A 23,337-nucleotide genomic window follows, 5' to 3' on the forward strand; every position below is an offset into this window, starting at 1 on the left:
AAAATAACAAAAACAGAACCCTTACAATTTAATTACCGGCAGCAAGGTCTATGGCTTTTTGAAGCCTGTAAAGTTCGGGAGCACCAGGCATTACTGTGGTCGTTTTGTTTTGCGGATTCTTAATGTTCATGACGATGAATACCGGAGTACCACTATAATTGAGCTTATCAGCCAGCATCATGTTCGCATCAAGCACATTCTGGAGCTGGTCACGTAGCTCTGCAGCCAGAAGGAAGTTACCGTGTTCGTCAAGAATATCTTTATACCCCAGCCCATGAACCAGCGTTGCCAGATTTTTCGGTGAGTAATCCTTTCTGGCCTGAAGCGCTATTCCGGTCTCGTTCATTAATTTATTATGAAACTCATAATATTTATCCTGACCGTATGTCCGGAAAATATAAAGACCAATTTTCGCGCCCATACCTGAAATCGGAGTACGGTCTGCAAAGATAGTGAAATCTTTAAAGAACGTTCGCACATTTTTGTTCGCGCTAATGGCCTTCTCAAGAACCGGGCTGGATTGCTGGCAGAAGTGGCACATGTAATCAAAAAACTCGATTACGGCTACATCCGCATTATCCGGACCGTAGTTTGGTGTGTAGGTTGATTCCAGGAGAACGTCTTTTGTATTCACTACATTAGACATTTTCTCCCCATCGCGGTTAGACTCCAGGCGTTTACCTGCTTCAACCAGGTTTTCAGGATGGTCGATCAAATATTGAGCCGCCGTCTTTCCAATCAACTCTTTGTCCTGTTCTGTCAGGACTAAACCGGCTGGCTGATTCGCCTGAGGCTCTGTAAGTGCTGAAGTATTGATCATATTAGTCTGCTCAATAGACTGTTTATTGATAGACTCATTAGTACGATCATTCGATTTCATCAGGTTACTGCCAGGTCCCCAGATCACCGAACCGGCTACAAAGCCACCAACCACCAGGGCAATATTAATCAAAGTACGTTTTTTAGAGCTTTGTTTATTTTCCATGATTTATCTCTGTGCGTTATTTAATTTTACGCGATGCAACTGATGCATCCGACAGACAATTTATTTACTGGTCTTTCGGCTGCTGCTTTCAAGTTCATCCACGGCATCCTGAATAACTTTCTGGATATCGATATTTCCGGCCGTCATGACGACATCATTGACTGAACCCCGGATATCAGGCGCATCATCCAGTAATGCGGACATTCGTTCAGGAAGGCCGCTGTTTTTCAGTGAGGCGTAATGGTCACTCAGCCCTGATGATTTCATCAGGTTATTGCTGGTGATTGATGAAGGTAACTCCGCATCCGGGAATGAAATATTTTCAAGGCTGTCTTTTGTTTGTGAATAGGCAAAGATACCGCCGATGATACCCACATAAACCACAGTTCTTATTAATCCCATGACAGGCTCCGTATTATGCGCTGTAGATAGTTATCGGGCTTAACACCCTGTTAATTTGCACTGGCGACGATTTGTCTGAATGCCCTGATGCTGATGCTGATGCTGATACTGATGAGTTCATTTCGGTCTGTATTTTCTTACCGGTAGTGTTTACATCATCAAACACCCGGCCCATAGAACTCTTCGTCGGAGTTCCCGCAGCATCAAGCAGCATGATCGGTTTTTCGGTACCGTCGACATCGACATCAACAAAAGTAACTTTGCAGCCGCTCTGATCACAAAAACTGGACTGTGCTGAAAATGACACAACCACGACCGCTGCAATTGCCATAAATTTCTTCATCGTCTCTCCCGGAGAGTTATTTTTTCTGATTGGCCGTTTTCAGGCTATTAAGCATTTGGTCCGGGTCTCGTAAACCCGCAAATACCATAGGCTCCCCTTTCAGGCTTAAACCCGCTGGCGTGCCTGAAAGTCTGAACATGTTCCCTGCATTGAACTGGTCCTGAACCGAATCCATACAGGCTTTTGTTGGCTGCTTATCAGGCAGGCCATCCCCTTTCATTGCTTTAGTCAACGCGGCCGGTTTATCTTCCGTACACCAGACTGAAGCCATGTTCCGCGCAATCATGGAGTTCATACCGGCCCGAGGGTATGCGATGTATTTTATGGTGATCCCTTTATCCAGATAGGACTGCAGGTCGTTATGTAGCTTCTGGCAAAAACCACAGGTGATATCAGTAAATATCCCTATGACATATTTTTCATCAGGCGCTTTGTAGGTGATAGTATCGAGTTTTTCAATATAGGCTCTCATCCCTTTACTGATAAACTCGTCAGTTGTGTTTTCAACATCAGCACCTTTCACCCGGAATAAATTACCGGTAAATATGTAAGCACCGTCAGAAGTGACATAACTGGTACCTTCTTTAGAGAAAACCGAATAAATCCCCTCCACCGGTGATTTTTCAGCAGTGACAGCATCAATACCGAGGGCTTCCAGTTTTACTTTAACTTCAGCGGGTAATTCAACGTCGGCATACGCTGGTATGGATAATAATGTCAGTGCAATAACAACAGGTTTTATCATTTCCTACCTCCTGAATTACTGTACCAAACAAGAAAAAATATTTTTCCGACCAGGCGGTGTTTTTACCCCGGGAGAGAAAAAAATCTTTTTGAGGTCGTGTAACCTGTAAAAGTTACTTTTGAGGAGCGGGTTGATGACAAAATTTTTATTGGGCGCAGCGTTGTTCGCAACATTCACCGTCAATGCCAGCACCACATTCAATCCGCCCCAGGATCGCCCGAGGCCCCAAAACGTACCTGAGGCGGTAAAGAACCAGTGTTTAACGGATGCAGCCCGTTTTTTTGGTATCGACAGTGACCTGGTTTTCACTCTGTTTGATAATGAAGGTGGGAAGATTGGTTCATTTGTACTCAACACCAATGGGTCATGGGATATTGGCCCGATGCAGATCAATTCATCAAATCTGGCTGAGGTAAAATCTCACTTCCCCGCGATAACCTGGCGTGAGCTTGCTTATGATCCCTGTGCTTCTTTCTGGGTGGGTACATGGTGGCTGCACCGGAAAATTATCGACCGGAAGGGGAATGTTTTTGAAGGAATTGCAGACTATAACAGCAGAACCCCACGCGTCAGAGCCAACTATATTTTCAAGTTCATGGAACGATATAACCGGCGTCTTCAGCGTAACGGGAAAATGATGCAACTCAATGCATGGACAGGGCTTGATCGCGTAAAACCACAAACGCCAGAGATATCGGGTAAGCTCGCGAACAACTCACCGCCACAACCCTGAACGATGCAATCAGTAAAAGTCACTTTTATCTCACCGTTGCAGGGTGTGCCGGTACCGGCGTGTCGCCATGTCCGGACGCCCCATTCAGTCCAGAACAGGGGGCCCGGTTCCCTCATGGACATCGTTAAATGTTCAAATCAGGGCTCTGTCACAGCATTCTTATGCATCTTTTCCTGCAGTGGCCCTAACTCTCGTGAAAGGGATGAGAAGTAGGCATGTTTCTCCCACAGTGAACGCTCCCCGATAACATACAGCCGCTGTCTGGCCCTGCTCACGGCCACATTCAGGAGGTTAGGTTTGCTGGCCGCCCAGGACTTTGCCCCATTTTTCTGAATGTTTCCCCCCAGCACAAGCACGACCACGGCCGCTTCCTTACCCTGTGTCGTGTGCACGGTCCCCGTTCGGTTGGAACGGAAACCGGTCCGGGAAGCGAGTTTTCTGAGCTTCATGGCGCAGTCCTTAAATGGCGAAATCAGGAATACGTCGTCAGGTGCTATGCCGTATTGCTCTTTCAGTGTCAAAAGTAACTTTTCTACTGCAGTACCTTCCTCAGCGATCCAGTTCCCTTCACATGATTTACCTTTAACATCCAGCCAGCCACTGTCAGGCAAACACGACGTGCTTTGCTTTTTCCCATGCACCATGAGCCCGCCGTAGGCGATATTATTACTGATACTGAACATGGGATCGTCACAACGCCGGTGTACTCGTAAAGGACAGCCTACCCATACCTGCCCTTTTTCAACATCCGGTAGCCAGGTTCCCAGCTCCATCGTTTGATCAGCAAGCACCTGTGCCGATATTTTACCCGGCCACCAGCTGGCTGGAATATCATAGGATTGTGCAAGTGCCCCTTCGACAGAGGAAGGAATACCGCTCACCGGCTCCAGTTGCTTTGGATCGCCCACGACAACCGTTCGTTTTGCCCGCCATACTGCTCCTGCTGCCTGCTGCGGAAGGGCCTGCCCTGCTTCATCAATCAGTAACCACCCAATGGCTTCTTTGCCGATTTTTTTAAACATGCGCGGAACAGACGCAAACGTTGTGGAGATAACGGGGACAACCAGACTCAGTGAATCAAGGGCAAGCGCTGCCTGTTTATCTGGTATCTCCTTACCATTAAGCCAGTCACTCACCAGATTCAGGTTTGCTGACATTTCAACGGGGTGAGATTCAATAAATGCGCGGTGAACATCCAGTGCCGCAAGAAACATCCTCTCCCGCGTATCCCGCCATCTCTTACTGAGCCATGGTGCTGACAGTTCCCTTTGTTCATCCGTTGCGTTACGGTCCGGCCAGGCATCCCCCATCATGGTCCTGGCCTCTGCCAGTTCCGAGATATCCCGGGCAACCTTTTCCCTGATTGCTGTCTCTCTGCTGACAGAAAGCGCCAGCTCCGATTTAAGCGCCTCAGTCTGACTGTGCGCTTCATCACGGAGGGCTTGCGAGCTCGTCAACGCCTTAATATGTTCGGCGAGTGTTGTACGCAGTGAATCCATTTCATCGGTCAGTCGCTGATAACGCCCCCACCACTCTCGCGGTATTTTACCCAGTGAGAAAATCGCCATCAGTATGCCTGGTTTATTCGCCTCATGCTGGTGGACGCGTTTATCGGCTTCCGCCAGTTCCCGGTGTAACCGGGTACCAGCTTCTTCCTGTCCGGCAACATCAGAGGAAAGCGCCAGGTATATTCCGTTCTGTTCTGACAGAGCGGCATTAATCGAGGCCCGGCTCTCCCCGCACTGGATGAGTGCCTGCTCCTGATTGTTTATCTGTTCTTCAAGTTCTGAATACCTGACGAGCTCCTGACGTGCTTCATCTTCGATGACTGTGGCTTTCTGATAACGAATAACAGCCTCTGACCAGGACATTGCGGGTTTACGGGCTCCCTGCGTCGGCTTCAGTAAATTAAGATGGTAATGCAACCCTTCACCCCGGGCGGGTGAGAATGTCTCCGGAGGCACTGTCGGTTTTTGATTCCGCTCATCGGGCTTTTTCCACCAGAAAGTATTCAGGAAATTTTCCCGGTTTTCTTTATTACCCAGTTTTGCGGCCAGAAGCCCCCATGCTGGTTTACCCATCAGGTGCGAAGCCAGTTCGCTGAAATAATCTGACTGTTTTGGTACCCATTCAGGTACAGCGTCAATACCCGGGAGTTCGAGCGAGATGTTTTCTACTGCGCCGTTATTGGCAGAGGCAACGATGATGGATGTCCCTGCAATGGAATCGTGAAGCGGAAAGAAGGGGATGGTTTTCTTATCGCATGTAAAAGTGCCTTTGTTTAAGAAAACCCTGTTCTTGTGCTCAATCAGTTTACCGGCACGCGCGGTGACGACTGCGGCCACCACATCACGAAGGAGTGTTGTCTTTCCTGTGCCGGGTGGCCCATTGACAGCAAAAATACCGGGTGTCTCAGCATTTTTACGCCACAGCTCATTAACGGCTAACTGCTGGCTGAACGCTAACGGATATAGAGAGGGCCATGTGCCGACCGGCGGTTGCGTGGGACGCAGTCTGTCAAATGCAGCATCTAACCCCTCCCCGGTTCGAACATCCGTTACCTGCCTGTTCTCCCGGGACACGGACGTCATGTAGTCAAAGAAACCTCTGCCAACATTTTTCTTTTTCCAGTGTCCTTCGAGCGCCTCCATCTCATGAATGTAAAAGCTGTTTATCAGATCATCCGGTACAGCACTTTTGGTTTTTTCCTTTCCTTTCCCCTCTGTTCTGCTGCTGGCTGAGTTCGTTTTGGTACTCTCAACGGAGAGATTCACCTCATGGCTATTCTGTGAGATCCTGACTGTGGCGCACTTAACAAGGCAGATAGCATGCTGCTCCATTGCCTCATAAGGGAAACCGGTCTTCTCCAGTACCAGTTCGCCAAGCGTCTTAATCCAGGCAACATCAGCTGCCAGCTCGTCACGCTGTAAACGGACAGCTTCAGCATCAATCCATTGCATAATATGCAGGGTCAGCTGATCAAATTCAGGGAATCCGCTGTCCATCATCGGGAGTGTATCTGACAGCGCGGGAAGCCCCGTCAAGTCCGGACTGACGGGTGTTTTCAACGCTTTCACACCCTGGTCATGATTTAACACCTGTGAAGCAGCCCATGCGGGCATTGACAACATGAATGATGTGGCCTGGGGGATACCTTTATTGCTGAAACTGACATCGAACAACCGGCTTTTGCCAGTGTTCCGACTTTCAGCGACGTCATCATGGGCACCAAGCTTTTCTTCAAGCTGATCGGCTACGACCGAAATATTGTAGATCCCGCATTGAGCGGAGTAACGCCAGACCTTGCCTGAGGGGACGGGTTTTCGAACATGCTCTGTATCCGTCCAGGGAAGCAGCCCGTCGAATGTCACCATGTACGCTGGATTATCTATGTCACGAGCATTTTCTTTATCAATACTTTGTGGCGTCAGTGCCTCAATAGCTTTCCAGAAGCGGAAGACATGTTGCACCTTTTGTAAGCTTTCCTTCACTGAAACCTCATTCATCTGTCCAGGCTTATGTAGGGACGCGATCCCTGTGTCATAAAGCAGCTATATACCGCATTAACTCAACCCGCCCTCACGCATTCTGGCTGAAAAGTAACTTTCCGGGGCTATGCCAGGTTACCCCTGCCCTTAATGGATAAAAACGGTTCTGTATCAACGGATACACCATAGGATATGGGCTGTAAAGCCCCCTTTTGAGATAAGGCGGCATCCGGACTTGATGAAAATAGTGGGTTGGAGGAGAGTTTAAATAGTTTATAATCTAATCAAATGAGAGATAACAGAGGGCTACCCAATGATGTACGAACTGTTTGGATTTGAACTTTCCGACTTCAAAGGGCTCTTCTATGTCTTTTGCCTAGCAGTGCTTGTATATCGTTACATCACTGTAGGACGCAAATACCCGCTCTTCGGTACCCGTGAGAAAGATACCGATAGGGTTGTCTCGGAATCGTCAAACAATACTTATCGTAATCCGGTTGAATATGATCAACATGATATTACAGATTTACGTTCGACTGAATATTGGTGTTATGAACAAGAACAAAATCAGAGACATGATGACTAGCCTTGATATTGTTGGACAGTTTTGTACTTAAGAACAAAGAGTCTTCGCAAATCGTTATAAATAGCCATTTTTTCTCTTAACATTTTCCCTGTCTACATCAGATAAACCATTCGCCAGAGTAAAAACGAGTCTTTCAGTATGCCCTGTAGTGGAGCGTGTTTACGCCATACTTCGCTAATATTAAAACGAACGGTGCTCAGCACCGTTCAAATCACCTCGCCAAAATCAACCGAAATATGGTGTTTATTAGCGCTGAGTGTGTGATGGGGATCAGCGCTTTTAAACGGGCCTTTTAATTAGTTTTTTCGATGCTTATCCAAGAACTCTTTCGCAAAATCCTGGCCTTGTGTGGTTCCGATGCTTTCCGGTAAGCTTGCGATAAATGCAGGGTAAGCGGCTGCTGCTTCTGGCCCATATCTTGGGTTTTCAGCCAGTTTATTCTGGACAGTCCTCATTGCTGTGTCCTGCGCGTCCCGAAGCTGGGTTAATTTATCGTCCGTCATACCAGGTTTGTTTTCAGCTAAATTGCTGGCCTGTCTTAACTGCATATTGTTGCTCATGTTGCCGATGAGCGTTTGACCGGATGAACCGTTTTCTAGCTTCATTGAATCACCGACATAACGGTCTGAACCGGCTCCAGTAAACGTTTTTGCTACTGTTCGGTTGCTATCAAACACCTGTTCTCTGGCTGCCTGCCCTTTATCCCTCAGGTTCGGGCTTCTACTGTTACTGTCGCGCATATCTCCGCCCAGCTCGTAATCAGAGGACCCAGTCGGTACTCTGGTGGCCGTGGTGCCGGTATTGTTGACGGCATTATTCACAACATCCGAAAGCCCATTTTCATAACCATTATTTTTCCCGTTCAAAGCTAACCGGGAAACACGGTCAACATCGGATGATGAATAATTTTGACCTGATAGCTGGTTGAATGTAGAACGCCATGCTTCAGCTTCTTTAAGGCTGTTTTCTCTGGCCTCACCAGTCTGATTGCGGGCAACTTCGGAGTGTAACGCCGCCTGGCTTAAGGCGTTTTTGGAGTCTTTCTCTTTGTTCCCGGACGGGCTGAAAGTCTCCGCACTTCTCGGCATATCATGCGTTTGCATGTCTCTCATCGTTTGCTGAGTCGAGGCATTGATATCACTTGTTTCTGCATCACCCAGAACTGTACTTTGTGTGCCTGCAACTACGGATTGTAATGGACTATCGGTATCCGCTGCCTGTTTAGCCTTGTCTATGGTCTCATTGACGTTCCCCAAAGGTAACGTATCTTCGACCCTTTGAAGTTTTTGCGAATCTGCCTGAGTATGGACTTGTCCGTTATTTTCCCCGTTGGTATTAGCTACGTGAGCTCTGCCATCGCCCTCATTAAGTGTGCCAGCTGTCATTCCACCAACTTCCGTTGTTGGTTGTGCTTTCGCAGCCTGTTCTCGCTGAGCGAGCCCACCGGTTACAGCACCCTGCTGATTAGAAACATTACCAGAAACTTGTCCTGCAGAAGGCACTGCGGACGTGTCCGGAGCTGTTTGTGCCTGTTCCTGCCCGCTGGCATAGTTGCCACCAGTACCCAGCCCTACAAACTGATCCAGTTTCTCTGTCGCAGGCGAGATAATCCCGGCATTGGCACCCATGATACTGACAGCATTTTTAAGCATTTGAGAGGCTTGTTTAATATCGCCCAGATTATGAGCAACAGTCTCACCAGAATCCATACGAGATAGTTTTTCAGCTTCGTTAAACATCATTTTAACAAATGCATCGTTGCCGTTTCTCGTGTCTCCCAGCGTGTTACTGCCATTTAATGTCCCTTTCATTTCGTTCCATTTACCCACTGCTGCTTCACGATTTAAACCTGAAGCCTGCGCCCAATCACCTACAGTTTGCGCTGTCGCTGGTTTACTCAGGGTGTCAGACACTTTGGCCCCGTCAATGTTCAGACTGCTATTCATTGAAAGTTGTGAAGCCTGTTCACCTGTTTTACTGAATGCATTGCTCTCTTTATTAGTGACAGCCTGGGCGTGTTCCTGCATCTTCTGTGCCGTTTTTTGGTAACTGTCAGAGTCAGAGAAACCATTCTGGATCACATTGGACTCCAGCTTAGCTATGTCCTTAGAAAAACCATCACCATTTTTCATGCTACTCATCAGATTGTCAGTGAGGGCTTTTTTCGCACCGTCAGATAATTGACTGTTTCCTTGAATTCGTGCTGCTATCTGCCCTAAAAGTTTTCCTGATAAACCTGCTCCCCCCTCTTCGCCACCGCCTTTCCCTGCACCACCTTTACCACCCAAATTTAAACCTAAGTCTGCCATTCCGCTAAGGATGGCAGAGGCCGCCATAGATTTAAGGGCATCTGATGATACTCCAGTATCTTTTCCGAGATTTCTGGTCATCCCGGCCGCTACATCATCGACAAGTTTCATTCCGCCCTGGTTTGTTGAACCTGCTGTTTGTGTTCGATTACCTTGTGTTGCACTGGCCCAGGCTTCATTTAACGCCTGTTTTGAGCTGAGAGTGGAGGTCCTGTCGGTCCCTATCGAGTTCTGGCCTGATGCTCTGACTGTATCACTCAGCGATGCACCCAACCCAAGAGTTGGCATCATCCTGGTCTGAGAATCCAGAAGCCCTCCTGACGACATGCCACCACCTGTTGTAGTGGCTGCGGTGTGTGTCTGGTCACCAAAGGACTGTTTACCCGCATTCCCCGCCGACCAAACCTCTGGTGTGACGTGGCCGGTATTGTTTGGGGCATCAGGTGTGACATTTTTCAACGCTCCCATCATCGGGTGAATGCTGGTGGTCAACAGGAATAGAGTCAGCATCGGCACCATGCAATACAGAGCTGAGGCCACAGACAGGTAGCTGCCGTACGTCTCCTGAATGCTCCCCATATTTGCCCAGTTCATCGTGGTCTGAACCCCCAGCGATGTCCATGTGTCAAACTGTTGATTCAGTACCATCTTCACGTATGCGTTTACCATGACTGCCGTTATCGGCCACATGTTAACGAATACAATTAGCTGCAGATACTTAGCGGCTGAAGCGATACCTTCCCCCCCTAAAAACAGGATCGCAATCAGAGCAAAAGGGGCGACCATGTAGCTGAACATTTCCAGGAACGATATTGCAGCGCCTGAAATGTTGAGCCAGAGCTGCCCTTGACTAACCATTGCATTCGTTCTTTTCATGCTCGCTTCGAAGAGCTGATAGTCTGCCGCTATACCTAGCGCCTTCCTGTACTGGAGAACGCCTTTGTCGACCTGATTAAGAACGAATGCAGCTGTTGTGATATTGTGAGCCTGACCTGCGCTTCCAAAAAGCGTGGTGGCCGCACCGCCGATAAAGTCAGTTTGTTGACCATTATCCTCTTGTTGCGGCGCAACAAACTGATTCATCTGCCCAAGATTTCTCATAATTGAAGCGCCTTGAGGCGAGGCGAATGCAGCTTTTACCGCCGCCCATGCATCCGTACACGACGCATACTGCAGTCCGGTAGATGTCACCATGGGGACGCTGGCCGTCTTCAGGCTGTTGGCCGTCATTGAGTCCATAACATTTATTACGGACCCAAGGTCTGTTGCATAGATTTCATTCAACGCCACGCCTCTGAGTGCTGTCTGAACCTCTGAATCCTGGGTCGTTTTTATACAGTCTCGGGCAATAGACTGAATTATTCTGCACACATCGAATGTCACCGGTTTTTCGCTTCCGCTCATCGTATTCGGAAATGCCTGACAGAACCCGCTCGACTCCCCGCCCCACTCCATATATTTGACCATTTTGGTCATTGGACCCAGTGTCAAGCTGTCATCCAGCGTATCAGTGACCTGTCCTACCGGGGTGAGCGGGTCAAACGCTGCCCGCCAGTCTGTAATAAGACCATGTAATAAACCGGTAGTGAGCTCTCCCGAGGCAGCAATAAAAAGCGGGACATCATCGATATTTCTGACTTCGCCTGTTTTCACCGACTCCAGCGTGACATCGGCTTTAATGACGGCAATTGAATAGAACAACAGCCCCATAATCCATGAGAATATTGGGACATCAGTTTTACTCGGGGCGAGTACCCACTTCATTGATTTATAGAAGAGTCCAATAGCAGCAGCATAAGCCGCAAATTTGATCCATTCATTTGAGCCGTGGCTGGAAAAAATCAGTGCGATCCCATTAAAAGCCGTATAGACGAAATCAATTTCACCAATGGTGTATATCGTGAAATTACTCATATCAGCCCCCGTTCCCGCTATCACCATAAGTGCGTTTTTTAACGAATGCCATATCCCAGTAGGCCAGAACTGTTTTTTCCTCTGTGTTCTGAATGGACTGCACTTCAGAGGCACTGCGGATTTGGTTTCTGAATGTCTGGTTTATTTTTTCAAGTTGGTCTTTAAATGATGTCATCGCCTCAGAAGGAAGCGTCATATTTGTCATTTTATTTTGGACATTACTAAGCAGCTCGATCGTGAAATTTTTCGCCGCTATCGTACTGATATCATTGATGTACTGAACGCCCTCAGCAGCAGACAACGTCTGTAGGGTTGGTATGATATTATTTATTCCCAACATACCGATTAATCGACGTTGATCTTGTGACAATTCAGTGTCATTTCTCACAGCCCGCTGAACTTCAAGTAATGTCTCTATAATGGTTTCAGAAAGACCTTTGAATTGTGTAGAATCCTGACGCATTTCAAGACACTGGGCTTTCTTGTTGCTGCTTAAATCAGGTGCCGGGTTGCAGACATTTATTTTAACATTGCTTGAACCAGTGCCTTTTATGAAGTCTGAAGCTTTCATCGTTGGTGGGATCGGTGTTATCGCAGAGTTTTCACCGTTACTGTCCCAACTGACAATAAGCGTACCCGTCAGTGACATGATTTGTTCAGCTAATTTATAACCCGTTAATTCAGTCACACCACCTACATTCATATTGCCGTTATCAATACTCATGAAGCCCTGGTAGACAATGTTTCCCGCATATTTTTCTTTAAAGGCCTCTGGATCTTTTGCATAGTTCTTTTTGTTTACGTCACTGGCAGACTGACTCATGGTGCTACCGAAATCCGGGAAAAGACCGGACACCATAGAGTCAACAGCGCCGCCGCCGAGCCCAATATTCTGAGTAAACTCCTGCGGAGTACCCAGCCCGTTCTGTAGAAATTCGTACGTTGCGTTGCAACTGTCTTTGGCGAATTTGTTCAGCGCGGCGAGTTTGTCCTGAATGTTGGCAATAATAGCTGCGCAGTCGGCGCAAATTGCGGAGACCGCAGTGTTAAAGGCGTAGACGGCTGAGCCCTGCGCTATGCCACGCCCAATCTGCACGAGTTGGTCACCGTTGATCATACTGAAGCTGCCCAGAAAGATATCGATGCCGTTACAGCCGACACTAGCTTTAGGGAAACTCACATTTACGAGGTTAGTGTTGACTTGAGGCTGCCTGTAAGAAAAACTCCCCCCAACAGCCCCTACTCTCGATGCGGTTCGGACAGTTGCCGGATCTGTGGAGGCAACCATACCTTTGAATATGCCCTCCATGACGTTGGCAGAGTGGACCTCTTGCATGGAGAACACGCCAAAGAACATGGCCGATAAAAGTAACTTTTTGAGGAAAGTTACTTTTTTAATGTAAGTAGCCACTGTAGCCCCCTTCATTTGCAGTGATACCTGCATCAACCTTATCGGTCGTCGGCATGTCATATTCGCTGAGTTTTTTATCCATTATGTTCTGAAGAAGATAAGGATCCTGCTCATAACTCATCTTATTAACCGTCAGTACATCCCTGTCACCGAGGACATACTGTTTTTTAATATCGAGGGTATTCTGGAATGATGCTTCGTCCAACAGGTTCATTCCTCTTGCGGCCAGGATAATCGTGTTCTTTAACTCTTCTGCTGAGACCAGACCGGTACTTACTCTTGTTGCCTGGGATCCGTCATTTGACATCAGATAAACGGTAGGAACTTCCGTAATGGCATACTGTTTGATCATTTCCATAGTGGCACGACCATAACGAGGAAATATGCCGTTATGTAAAGGACGTCCATCAATACTAACTGGCATAATATCGATGTGATAATAGTTCTGCATGAAATTGAGAATCTGACTTTGTTCATGACAGTACTGACAGGTGCTTTGGAAGAAGAAGAAAAGACCACTTTTCTGGAATATGGAAGAAAGCGCTTTTTGCTGATTTTCCTCAAGTCCAGCGCGATGCGCATTTAATGCAACGGTCTCGGTTGGTTGACGCCTTTTTTCTGACATCATGGGATTATTAATGAAATAGTCTCTGGTTCGGTCAGAGAAGCGGGTGGCAATATCCATCATGAGTCGGTTAGCAGTATAATAGCGGGACAGATTCTCATCGGTTGGATTGTCCATCGCCGCAAAACGAAGATTCAGCAGGTTTTCTTTGAGCCAGCGTGAATCAAGTTTTAGTTCTTCATTTTGGTTATGGGAGGGAGAACCTGATAATGGTTGTTGGTCCTGTTGTTCTTCTTCCTCAACAGGTTCTTTGTCGTTATACCAGAAAAAGCCTTTTTTCAGTGACTGGCCTGAAACAAATGGTGTTGTTCCGGCATACTGAGTTTCGGCCACCGACGTTGTAGAAAGCACCAGCAATGAGCTAATGATGGTTTTCAGGATAAATTTTTTTGTGATCTGCATATGCTACCCCTTGATGGATAGCATTATCATCCCATAAAAAAAAATCAGTTTTCCTGGATAACAGGGGTCTTTTTAAAAAGGAATGATTTTTCTTTCATGTTGTTCCCTGCTCACACATTAGGATGTTGCCGGAACTTTATGGCGCTCCACAGGAGGCGGGAGGAAACTGACTTTTTGCAACATCTCATAGTAACCACTTAATCCCCCTCTCACATCAGTTCAAAAAGACTTTTATCACTTCTGATTTGTCGCGAAAAATTAAACTGAGAAATTTTGATTTTAGTGGGGGATATTCATTCTCTGTATCAGGCATGGGCAGTGCATCCTGAAGTCGAAGAATAAAGAAAAATCTTAAATGATAAAACACACATATGATTTATCAATGATAAGTATATCGTTAGCACGATTAATGGCGTCAGGTTTTTTTAGCCAACGCAATCCGTGACACCGTTTCCTCTGCCTGTATAAGAAGAGTTAACTGGTGAGATAAATTGCAATTTCTTGTCGTGAGGATTTCCTCTATACGGGTCTTGCGGTCAGGATTTTTTATCATGCGTAAAAAGCGGGAAGGGCTTGAAAGGTATTCTGCTAAACGAATACTGACAGCTGCGGAACTGGAAGAAAACAAGGCATCAAGCTCTTTATCGAACCTGATTTTCCCCGATGGACAGGTTGCTCTTTTTAATGGTGTGAGCTCGTGAACGAGTTGGATGGTACTATCAGGAAAATATCTTTTTAGATCTTCTGCTCTTAATGCCGTATGGACTACTGGCAGATATAAATAGGAAGCACAACGGACATTCAAATCTGGTGATAGTGTTCGTAACCGATTATGGATGCAATCAGACATATGATAAAAGCCCCGAGCATCTGAAGGTGTTGTAATTCCAGTTGCCGAGAAAGATATATGACAGATTGTGCTTGCAGTGTGTAAAAGTTGATTTTCCATGACCTCATCATCACTTTTCATCAAAGGGAACAACAGACTGTGAATAACGCATGATAGCGACTTTGCATTTTTTAGCACTACATGTCGGACAGGAGTCAAAACCGGATGGTGAATGGATGTAGGGCTTGTTGCAGACAAGACAGAAATCTTTATAGTCTGCTTCAGACATCCCATTAAGAACATCGACGATTTTGTTGATTTTTAGTGGGTAGATATCAGGTGAATAACCCGTATCAATTAACAAATCAATTAATGCGTTGAAATCCATTTCTTTCGTTGATTCATCGGGTCTTTGTGGATCATAACCGAAAATATGAATAGCGTGATTGACGACGACATTAGAAAGTAGCATGGCATACTTATCTCCAAGCCATGATCCAACCCCCCGTCTTGAACTGGCCGTTCTGGAATACTCCAGCCTGTCCGCAATTTTACGACCATAGAGATGCGCTATTGTGTACTTATTGGCATCGAATTCTACTAATTTATACGCGCTTGCGATCTGGTTCAGGTAGCTGACTTCATTTTTCTTTATAGCCATTATCCGCAATCTCCTAACATTGCTCCTGAGTTGGCACAATGGCACGGTGAAGTTCCATACCCTGGCGGTTCTGAAAAGTTACTTTTTAACGATATTCTGTTTAACGTTTATCAATTTTTTTGCGAATGAACTGACCGTGCTTTGACATATCCTGGCGCACAACCTGTAAAGTCGACCTGATTCGTATAATCTTTAAAATGTTTTTAGCTTCTCAATTGATTCTTTTAAGCTAAATTCAATGCGCAGATTCTCAATATTTTCACGAGGTATAAAACCATCTAGAACATCAGACATTATCTCGTAGGCCCAAGCAAAGACTTTAACATCACGACGGCCAGAATCGTATTGAATGAAACGTGGAAACAAAACAACGTTTGTCACCTCAACAAAGGCGTTCATCTCTGTATCGGCCAGCATCTGAAAAGCGTCATTCGATAACGATAGATAGGCGCGAACAAATGCCGGATTGAACCTAACGAGGTTCCACAGATTGACAAGGAAATTCATCTGTATTGAGACGATGTTTTTTCTAAACAACTCCAGATCCGCAGGTTTATAGACATACTGCTTTCCGCTAAATAATTCGCATGACGCATTTGGTTTAAGCTCTGAACTGTCAAAAGGCCTGCCGTATGTTTCAAACTTCAGGTACTGAGAGTCGTCGCGAATTTGTTTTATCAGGTTATTCCAGGAAACTTGCTGTCCGTTTACTCGTGGTATTAACAGGCTGCCAGGCCGCTCCTCTGATTGCGCAATCCGATTAAGTCGGGAATCCGTAGTCGGATGAAAAAAACGCCCGAGAAGGATCTCTGGAATATAGCGATAGTCTGATGCCAGTTCACGTGGTAACACGGACATCAGTTTTTGCTGACTCCGTATTAACTGTAACTCCGAACGGAGAAAAGCTTTTACGACCGTGTCAGTCTGTACGTTGGGTTGTATGACCATACGCTCTCCGGGCTCTTTCCAAGCATCTATATCTGCTATAGCGGTATGTGTTTTCCGTAAACATTATGATTATATCATAGCTATCCAGGCTAGAGAACAACAAAACTGGTACTAATATTATTAGATACTATCCATGATAAAGCCTCAAGGCAAGATAGAACGAATTGGCACTTATAACATTGGGCACTTTTTTTTAGAAATTCCTTAAAAAACCGACTTTTCATTAGTACTTTTTGGTGGAAAAGGTACTAATGAAAAAACTATGTCATTAGTACTTTTTTATGGAAAAAGTACTAATGAAGCTCTGAAAATGGTTTATGGCTCATGAGTACTTTTTGTCAAAATAGTTACTTATGTATAAGGGATACTATCAACACTCAGTTAAAAGTTACTTTTTTCCTCTGCGTGCTCTGAAAACCTTCTGATTCAGGACATCTCGTCACAACGGAAACGCTCTGAGTGCCTTCATTTTGACGGCATCCTTCCCTGAGGGACCAAAAGTTACTTTTTTCTCGGCTCAGTCTGTATAGAAAAAAATTTTAAAAAAACTAATAACCGGCTTGTTAGTTCAGAAAATCCGTTCCTGATTCCTGTATCTTTTTGGGCAGGAGGGAACTACGCATGAATTCAGAAATTATTGCTCACCAGGAAACCGTCATTGGTAACGCTGTGCTCTATATCGAATTGCTGAAACAGGAAGCCACCCTTGTCCTAGATCAGTACTGGAATGTATGGAAAGCCAGGAACAAGTTGATATCAGATACAACCTACGCGAATGGAGGAAAATTCAATCCAGGCAGATTTGCACCAGTGATAAGAAAAGTGGGCTCATCCCAAAAAGTTACTATTTCCTGGAAAGATTTCTCCCCCAGGTTTAAAAATCGAATTGAACACTACGGGGTTCTCGTTAAACCTAAACTCGGCGGTTACAGTGTTAGCTGTTTTCCTAAAGCTCTGGACTGGGAGCTGGAGATGATTCAGGAAACAGAAAAGAAAATTATACCCATCCGCGAATTACTGCATGAGTACCATGAGCGCAGACTTGCGGACATCAAGCGTCTTGAAAAACTGAAGAGGTTATTATAATGGCTGAAAATACATCACAGAGAAACACTCCACGAACTCAGCGAAACGTGGGCAATAATCGCGCTTTGGGCATGGTCATCACAAAACTCAAACCGCTATCCAGCGTGTTTTATTTGCATTTCCATGAAAAGAACCGCGCCCGCCTTCGCCAGTTCAACGCGATCTCTAATGCAATTTATAATATCTTTCGCCTGGTCGAGTCAGACCCGACGACTGGCACAAAAGTTAATAAGTGGTTGACAGGCATCTATACTGAATTGTCAGGTAATGTAAACACCTACAAAGTGCAGATTGATAAAAGCCTTTCGAAAATTCCGGTGCAGGATTCGTCGTTTGACGGGTACAACTACGAGGAATTTGAAATTCGCTGGAATCATCCACTGACCTACAAGTTACTGGATATTATCTCAACCATTAATGTCATGACGCGCCAGGCACACCAGTTGTGGTTATTCGGTGAAATCACCCAGCAGGTGCATGACCGTATTATCCTGCAGCTTTTAAGCTCCCTGCAGGCCGCCATGGATTCAATTACCAAAATACTTGACGCGGAGAACCGTGCTTCCGGTAAATACGATGCACTTCCATTCATCAAAAACATCAAACGTTTTAAATCTGTTGAGCTGTATATCGCCAGCCTCGAAACCAAAGTTCCGGATAATCCATCATCCGAAGCCATCACGAAGGGTCCTGAACCAGAACTGCCTGATGACCAGATGAATTCTGGTGTTGATGCAAGCAAAGCTGCGGTAAAAACGGAACAGACTGAAACCGCGTCAGTCAACCCGGAAAAGGCGGCTGGTAAAACAGGACCTTCCGTTGCTCCTGTCCCGGCACAATAAAGCAAACAGGTTGATATGAGTATTATATCCAGTTTATTCATGAAAATTAGGGTCGCCCTCTTCGGAGGGCCTGACTATGAAATTGTCTATGATACGGATGATGAGTATGACATACCGCACACGCCTAATAAGGACGTGCAAAACTACCTCGACTATCCAAGTAAGCCAACGGGTATAACACTCTATTCAGAGCGTGAGATTCTGTCTGTCCATGCTAATCGGTTGCAGGAAATCAATATGTATATCGGTCTCCCTAATTCTGACCTGAGCGATGAAGCATATACATTCACGAACCTGATTATCAAACCACTGATGGAATTTACGCGCTGGATCCACCTTCTACCCGCCTCAGAGAATCATCACCATGCAGGTACGGGGGGGTTATTAACACACAGTCTGGAGACGGCTTTTCTGGCTTTAAAATTCGCGTACAGTACTGAACTTAGCCCTATTGGTTTACAGGATGAAGAGCAGGTACGTAAACGGCGGTACCTTTATGCTGCGTTTATTTGTGGTCTGTTACATGACGCAGGAAAAATATTTGACGTTGACGTTATTTCTTCAACTCCAGGGGTTAACAGTACGTGGCGTCCACTTTCAGCCAGCCTGATGGACTGGGCTAATACGAATCGTATTATGTCTTATGAAGTAATATGGCGCAAAAGAACTGCGAATGACCACTCTGTACGGGCTCCCGTTTTTTTAGAACGTTGCCTGAACGATACCTGCCTGAATTACCTGAGTGACGTCGTCAAAGAACGAATGTACGATAAAATGCTTGCCTCCCTAGGTAATTACACTACCAGCGATGATTTTATATCCCGTTGCATGAGGACCGCCGACTGGCATTCTACCGGTACCGACACAAGTTATCGTTATGATAAGCAATCCGGCATTCGTGCATCCGATACCGCAGCTCGTGCCATTTCAATTATAAAAGATAATATTAGTGCGCTTAACATCAACGGCTTCGATTCATCACCTACACTCGCCGGGCAGAATGGTCCCTCTCCCGTTCATATTATGATTATCGGAGGGGCTGTTTACATCAATGAACACACAGCCCTTGATTACATACTGAATCAGTTCAAAAAACTGGGTGTTAATTTCCCGGACGGCGAGATTGGTCGAAAATCACTGACGGATTTATTAGTGAATGGCGGCTATATAGAACCATACGGAGATCAACGCATTGCTCACTTTTTCCATCGCGGTGAATTTACTGAGATGGACATTCAACGAATGTTTAGTGACGGCATCAAAGGCCTGAGCTGGTACTCGCTTTTAAAAATAAAATGGGTAGGTTTCCTGTTTAAATACGATGTCATCCCAGAGAATCTTCCGGGGATATTTAGTATCAATGACACGAACGATTATGTGTATGTCGACCGTAAAGGTAATGACACGATTTACACTCGCCCGATCTCAATTGGTATCAAATCAATTCGGCTTGGTAATGGTAATCTTACTGATGAGCCTGTTACACCGGATGATGCACCACAACCTGATTCAAAACCAGCTGAACAATCTGAGAATGCGCAGGAAATGGCAGTCAGCATTGATCAAGATAATTCCGTCTCAGACGAAGAGAACAGCACTAACCCTCAGGTTTCAAGTGAGGAAGTGGAAACTCAGCAGAAAGAAAACAAACAAAAAAACACCAGCAAGAAACAGAAGAAGAAGGAAGCAATTACAAAGGAAGAATACATAACCCGTCTACAGCATCAGTTTAATAACAATGCGATTACGCCGTCTGAAATGGCACTAATTGATGGTCTGCTGCACGTCTCCGACAGTTACATTCGGTCTATTGCCCCCCTTGATGATACTAAGTTAATGGAGTCTGAGCTCTTTACACTCTCGCTCAGAATCGGGAGTATTAATGAAGAATTTAGTGTCCCGGCCAATGACGGAAAACGATATACCCAGCTCAGTAATGAGGTTTCGCTTATTCAGCTACGTCATCAACCCGATGTAAAATCTGTTGAGATGCTGCCTCTGCTTTCCTCAGATTTATTTGGTGGTGTGACACCGGATGAGACTGCATCAGCATTTAATTTATCGGTATTAAAAACCGATGTTTATCCTGAGCCACTTCCTCCTGAACGTTATGAAAAAGAGCTGCCCGTGGCTACAGATAGTCAATTTGAGCCGTCTGATATACCACCATCTGAATACCCTGACATTCAGACAGATGACGCGGACCAGTCATGGGGGGATTACGATATGTACTCACAGGATGACAGCGCTATTCAGATGAGGGGGGAACTGCCTGATGTGTCAACTGACATCCATGGAGCGGGTGAACTTACGAAAAACCGGCAACTCCTTGAATCTGTAACGGGTAATTCTACGGATTCCACGGTTGTTGATGCGGCCGATGAGCAGGAACAGGAAGGCTTCAGTGAAATCAATCGTGGTTTTGAAGAGCTGTTTGCACGACAGGATCATATTATTACGGACCCGGCGATTGTCATTACAGAAAATATTGAGGAAGCTGAATTACTTCCATTGCCAACAGATGAGGTTGCTGGTGCAACTGACAGCGATACCCTTCAATCTGATATTGATACGATCATCACACTCCTAAATAAAATCAGACTGAATAACACCTCAATTACGGTCAGACAATTGCTGCTTACTGTCGTGGTGACCGATATCAACTTTTGCCTCCGGCTTCGAATCACTGAAGATATCGCTTCATGGGGGTTTGATCAGGATGAGTTAGCAAAACTCCGCTCTGCTTTTTCTCAATTCCCTATTGCTAAGGTAAAGGTGGGGTTTGGTAGACCTATCCGACACTACATGATCCGCCTGAAAGACATTCAACAGGGCGCACAGCGCAACAATATCTTTTATGACGAATTTATTGCTTTCTTTAATCACCAGGAGGAGGGGTTATGAAACGCCGGAGTCGCAATAATTTACACACTCAGGAGATGCTTTACCGCCCTGCGCTGGAGTTTCGTTCCGCCGTGATATTGGTCCTTTTTTCCATCTATGTGCTTATTGATTCATGGAGTCAGACACATGGATTCAGCGAGATCCCCTTCTATTGCTCCCTCGGGTTAATTGCCTTTGCCAGCTGGCGGATATGGCATGGTGTTCCTGTTTTCAGGGCACACTGGCGTTTATTTCATCGTTCTATGGATTTCCTGTCTCTTGAAGATTTTCGAATGATTAACAACGCACATTACTTTGCCGATGACCGGAAATACCAGAAGCTGGCTACCCTTCAGGAGACCGGTGGCGCTCCCGCGAAGAATCCGGTTAATCGACTTTTACGCAGGAAAGAAAAGGTGGAACTCCCCCAGCGTACAACCTTTTTATGCAACGGTTTCAAATGGGGACCGGAACACTCAGAACGGACCTACCAGGTTCATAACCTCTCCAGTGATTTACATGAAGTTCAGTTACCTTTTGTGCTGAATCCCATCACCCGTCATTATCGTAAACTCGCGACTGACCTCGGCGGGAACTATTCTATTTTCGGCGTGGATAAAAAGGTTCCTATTTTCGTCAATGAAGATAATTTCTTTGGTCATACCCTTATCACAGGTAACGTCGGTACCGGAAAAACCGTTCTTCAGCGACTTTTGTCCAGCTCGATGCTTCATCTTGGGCACATTGTCCTGGTCGTCGATCCAAAGAATGATTATCAGTGGAAGGCAGGACTTCAGGATGAGTGTGATAGCCTCGGGAAACCTTTCCTGCATTTCCATGTTGGAACGCCATCAAAGTCTGTTTCTTATGATGTAAGCTCTAACTACGTTAAGGATACTGATCTTTCAGCGCGTATCATGAGTATCATTTCAGGTACCGATGGTAAAAATGACCCATTTATTAATATTGCAGAAGGTCTTTTAACCACAGCCATTGGAGCTTTGAAACTTGGTGGTAAAAAACCTACCTTACAAAATATTTACTATGCAATACGCTCCTGGCAAGGACTTTTCGTTACAACCCGAAATGCTCTGCGAGGATTCTATGCACACCATCTTGGTACAGATTGGCACTTAACTGTTCAGACCTCTCCTAATCTGCCTATGGCGGACGAAATGAAGCAACTTCAGGGTTATTTTTACAATAACTACTTTGAAGATAACTCTCCCAAATTAATGTATGGCATGGATACTGTTCTGGAGTGTTTCAAATATATCGCGGGTGATGAAACGCACTACTACAAAGTCACTGCCAGCCTCATGCCAATGCTCAAGCGGCTGTCGCAAAGCCCGATGGATATTTTACTTTCGGCAAATGACGTAGACAATCCGGAGCGGATCATCGTAAACAGCCACGGGCTCTTCAACAGTGGCGGTGTGCTCTATATCTCGCTGGATGGTCTGTCTGACCCTAAGACAGCACGTGACCTTTCGCAACTGATTACCTCGGACATCGCCGCAGAGGCGGGTAGCCGCTATAACACGGCTTCTGATTTATCAGCAGCACCGCGTGTCTCAATGTTTATTGACGAGGCTCATCAGGCCATCAATATGCAGATGATAAATCTGCTTGCACAGGGTCGTGCAGCCAAGATAGCTTTGTTTATCTCGACCCAAACCATATCAGATTTTGTATCGGAAACCAGCGCCGATACAGCTGACCGTATCACCGGGCTTTGCAACAACTACATTTGCACTCGTGTTACCGATGCTAAAACACAGGAACTTGTCCTGACCAAAGTGGGCCAGGCCAACGTCTCAATGAACCAGGTCACCTACACCACCAGCGCGGGCACCAAACAGTCACATACCGATTTTAATGGTTCAATTTCCGAACGCAAATCCACCACGATGGTGAGTGCAATTCCACAGGAGTTGCTTTCAATGATACCTACTCTTCATTTTATAGCCTGCCTTCAGGACGGGCGAAAAATCGTGGGGCAGATGCCGATAACCATACCGGGCAAGTCAATGCGCAGATCGACCAGTTTAGTCGATATGGTTATGAAATCACCTCACAAACTGAAAACGAGACGTAATCTCAATGTTGATGAAATCCTGAGTAAATCACAAAAGGTGGTCTGAT

Annotated in this window: 17 protein-coding genes; 6 read left to right on the forward strand and 11 right to left on the reverse strand. The window is 45.9% G+C overall.

The window, feature by feature from the left end:
- Positions 1 to 28 precede the first annotated feature (28 nt).
- The 4 genes from KOSB73_RS24375 to KOSB73_RS24390 are packed head-to-tail and all read right to left on the reverse strand — an operon-like array spanning position 29 to position 2,475.
- Positions 29 to 985 carry a DsbA family protein gene (locus KOSB73_RS24375; RefSeq protein ID WP_009653228.1) on the reverse strand — a complete coding sequence of 319 codons (957 nt, stop codon included), beginning with the start codon at positions 983 to 985 and terminating at the stop codon, positions 29 to 31.
- Between the two features lie 60 nt (positions 986 to 1,045).
- A complete protein-coding gene (locus KOSB73_RS24380) occupies positions 1,046 to 1,387 on the reverse strand; it encodes a hypothetical protein (protein ID WP_009653225.1) in 342 nt (113 codons plus the stop codon).
- A 13-nt stretch (positions 1,388 to 1,400) separates the two neighbouring features.
- A complete protein-coding gene (locus KOSB73_RS24385; protein ID WP_009653221.1) occupies positions 1,401 to 1,730 on the reverse strand; it encodes a hypothetical protein in 330 nt (109 codons plus the stop codon).
- A 16-nt stretch (positions 1,731 to 1,746) separates the two neighbouring features.
- Entirely contained in the window at positions 1,747 to 2,475 is a 729-nt protein-coding gene (locus KOSB73_RS24390) for a thioredoxin fold domain-containing protein (protein WP_009653217.1), read from the reverse strand.
- Between the two features lie 133 nt (positions 2,476 to 2,608).
- Here KOSB73_RS24390 and KOSB73_RS24395 point away from each other — a divergent pair, with 133 nt between their 5' ends.
- Positions 2,609 to 3,208, forward strand: coding sequence for a lytic transglycosylase domain-containing protein (locus KOSB73_RS24395; protein ID WP_009653227.1), 600 nt, complete (start codon positions 2,609 to 2,611; stop codon positions 3,206 to 3,208).
- A 137-nt stretch (positions 3,209 to 3,345) separates the two neighbouring features.
- On the opposite strand, the gene KOSB73_RS24400 is transcribed toward KOSB73_RS24395, so the two are convergent.
- A complete protein-coding gene (locus tag KOSB73_RS24400; RefSeq protein WP_159459618.1) occupies positions 3,346 to 6,699 on the reverse strand; it encodes a DEAD/DEAH box helicase in 3,354 nt (1,117 codons plus the stop codon).
- A gap of 310 nt (positions 6,700 to 7,009) precedes the next feature.
- On the opposite strand from KOSB73_RS24400, the gene KOSB73_RS24405 reads away from it, so the two are divergent.
- Complete coding sequence (locus KOSB73_RS24405; protein ID WP_071532273.1) at positions 7,010 to 7,282, forward strand: hypothetical protein; 273 nt, start codon at positions 7,010 to 7,012, stop codon at positions 7,280 to 7,282.
- Between the two features lie 296 nt (positions 7,283 to 7,578).
- Here the strand turns inward: KOSB73_RS24405 and KOSB73_RS24410 are convergent, their stop codons facing one another.
- The 6 genes from KOSB73_RS24410 to KOSB73_RS24435 all read right to left on the reverse strand — a co-directional run bounded on the left by KOSB73_RS24410 (position 7,579) and on the right by KOSB73_RS24435 (position 16,381).
- Positions 7,579 to 11,505, reverse strand: a complete 3,927-nt coding sequence (locus KOSB73_RS24410; protein ID WP_009653229.1) for a conjugal transfer protein TraG N-terminal domain-containing protein — start codon at positions 11,503 to 11,505, stop codon at positions 7,579 to 7,581.
- Position 11,506: 1 nt separating this feature from the next.
- Positions 11,507 to 12,916, reverse strand: coding sequence for a conjugal transfer protein TraH (locus KOSB73_RS24415; protein ID WP_042927830.1), 1,410 nt, complete (start codon positions 12,914 to 12,916; stop codon positions 11,507 to 11,509).
- Complete coding sequence (traF, locus tag KOSB73_RS24420) at positions 12,900 to 13,943, reverse strand: conjugal transfer protein TraF (protein ID WP_009653234.1); 1,044 nt, start codon at positions 13,941 to 13,943, stop codon at positions 12,900 to 12,902. Before traF ends, KOSB73_RS24415 begins: the two co-directional genes overlap by 17 nt.
- Before the next feature lie 415 nt (positions 13,944 to 14,358).
- Positions 14,359 to 14,913, reverse strand: coding sequence for a hypothetical protein (locus KOSB73_RS24425; RefSeq protein WP_223290603.1), 555 nt, complete (start codon positions 14,911 to 14,913; stop codon positions 14,359 to 14,361).
- Positions 14,903 to 15,433 (reverse strand): hypothetical protein, encoded by a 531-nt coding sequence (locus KOSB73_RS24430; protein ID WP_042927821.1) that lies wholly within the window; start codon positions 15,431 to 15,433, stop codon positions 14,903 to 14,905. The genes KOSB73_RS24425 and KOSB73_RS24430 overlap by 11 nt, the downstream gene beginning before the upstream one ends.
- 192 nt (positions 15,434 to 15,625) lie before the next feature.
- Positions 15,626 to 16,381, reverse strand: coding sequence for a hypothetical protein (locus KOSB73_RS24435; RefSeq protein WP_042927819.1), 756 nt, complete (start codon positions 16,379 to 16,381; stop codon positions 15,626 to 15,628).
- Positions 16,382 to 17,002: 621 nt separating this feature from the next.
- On the opposite strand from KOSB73_RS24435, the gene mobI reads away from it, so the two are divergent.
- Genes mobI through traD form a run of 4 tightly spaced genes read left to right on the forward strand, consistent with a single transcriptional unit; the run spans position 17,003 to position 23,336 of the window.
- A complete protein-coding gene (mobI, locus tag KOSB73_RS24440; RefSeq protein WP_009653245.1) occupies positions 17,003 to 17,467 on the forward strand; it encodes a conjugative transfer protein MobI(A/C) in 465 nt (154 codons plus the stop codon).
- Entirely contained in the window at positions 17,467 to 18,309 is an 843-nt protein-coding gene (locus tag KOSB73_RS24445) for a hypothetical protein (protein WP_223290602.1), read from the forward strand. The genes mobI and KOSB73_RS24445 overlap by 1 nt, the downstream gene beginning before the upstream one ends.
- A gap of 15 nt (positions 18,310 to 18,324) precedes the next feature.
- Positions 18,325 to 21,213, forward strand: a complete 2,889-nt coding sequence (gene mobH / locus KOSB73_RS24450; RefSeq protein WP_009653253.1) for a MobH family relaxase — start codon at positions 18,325 to 18,327, stop codon at positions 21,211 to 21,213.
- A complete protein-coding gene (traD, locus tag KOSB73_RS24455) occupies positions 21,210 to 23,336 on the forward strand; it encodes a conjugative transfer system coupling protein TraD (protein WP_064371193.1) in 2,127 nt (708 codons plus the stop codon). The genes mobH and traD overlap by 4 nt, the downstream gene beginning before the upstream one ends.
- The last annotated feature ends 1 nt before the right edge of the window (position 23,337 follow it).

Source organism: Klebsiella grimontii, from assembly GCF_900200035.1.
Lineage (GTDB): Bacteria > Pseudomonadota > Gammaproteobacteria > Enterobacterales > Enterobacteriaceae > Klebsiella > Klebsiella grimontii.

What these genes read in the sequence shown, in the direction of transcription:
- KOSB73_RS24445 (WP_223290602.1), top strand. Translation starts at nt 17,467, where the DNA reads ATGGCTGAAAATACATCACAGAGAAACACTCCACGAACTCAGCGAAAC.
- KOSB73_RS24385 (WP_009653221.1), bottom strand. Translation starts at nt 1,730, where the DNA reads ATGAAGAAATTTATGGCAATTGCAGCGGTCGTGGTTGTGTCATTTTCA.
- KOSB73_RS24410 (WP_009653229.1), bottom strand. Translation starts at nt 11,505, where the DNA reads ATGAGTAATTTCACGATATACACCATTGGTGAAATTGATTTCGTCTAT.
- KOSB73_RS24430 (WP_042927821.1), bottom strand. Translation starts at nt 15,433, where the DNA reads ATGGCTATAAAGAAAAATGAAGTCAGCTACCTGAACCAGATCGCAAGC.
- KOSB73_RS24395 (WP_009653227.1), top strand. Translation starts at nt 2,609, where the DNA reads ATGACAAAATTTTTATTGGGCGCAGCGTTGTTCGCAACATTCACCGTC.
- KOSB73_RS24380 (WP_009653225.1), bottom strand. Translation starts at nt 1,387, where the DNA reads ATGGGATTAATAAGAACTGTGGTTTATGTGGGTATCATCGGCGGTATC.
- KOSB73_RS24375 (WP_009653228.1), bottom strand. Translation starts at nt 985, where the DNA reads ATGGAAAATAAACAAAGCTCTAAAAAACGTACTTTGATTAATATTGCC.
- KOSB73_RS24390 (WP_009653217.1), bottom strand. Translation starts at nt 2,475, where the DNA reads ATGATAAAACCTGTTGTTATTGCACTGACATTATTATCCATACCAGCG.
- traF (WP_009653234.1), bottom strand. Translation starts at nt 13,943, where the DNA reads ATGCAGATCACAAAAAAATTTATCCTGAAAACCATCATTAGCTCATTG.
- traD (WP_064371193.1), top strand. Translation starts at nt 21,210, where the DNA reads ATGAAACGCCGGAGTCGCAATAATTTACACACTCAGGAGATGCTTTAC.
- KOSB73_RS24435 (WP_042927819.1), bottom strand. Translation starts at nt 16,381, where the DNA reads ATGGTCATACAACCCAACGTACAGACTGACACGGTCGTAAAAGCTTTT.
- KOSB73_RS24425 (WP_223290603.1), bottom strand. Translation starts at nt 14,913, where the DNA reads ATGAAAAGTGATGATGAGGTCATGGAAAATCAACTTTTACACACTGCA.
- mobH (WP_009653253.1), top strand. Translation starts at nt 18,325, where the DNA reads ATGAGTATTATATCCAGTTTATTCATGAAAATTAGGGTCGCCCTCTTC.
- KOSB73_RS24405 (WP_071532273.1), top strand. Translation starts at nt 7,010, where the DNA reads ATGATGTACGAACTGTTTGGATTTGAACTTTCCGACTTCAAAGGGCTC.
- mobI (WP_009653245.1), top strand. Translation starts at nt 17,003, where the DNA reads ATGAATTCAGAAATTATTGCTCACCAGGAAACCGTCATTGGTAACGCT.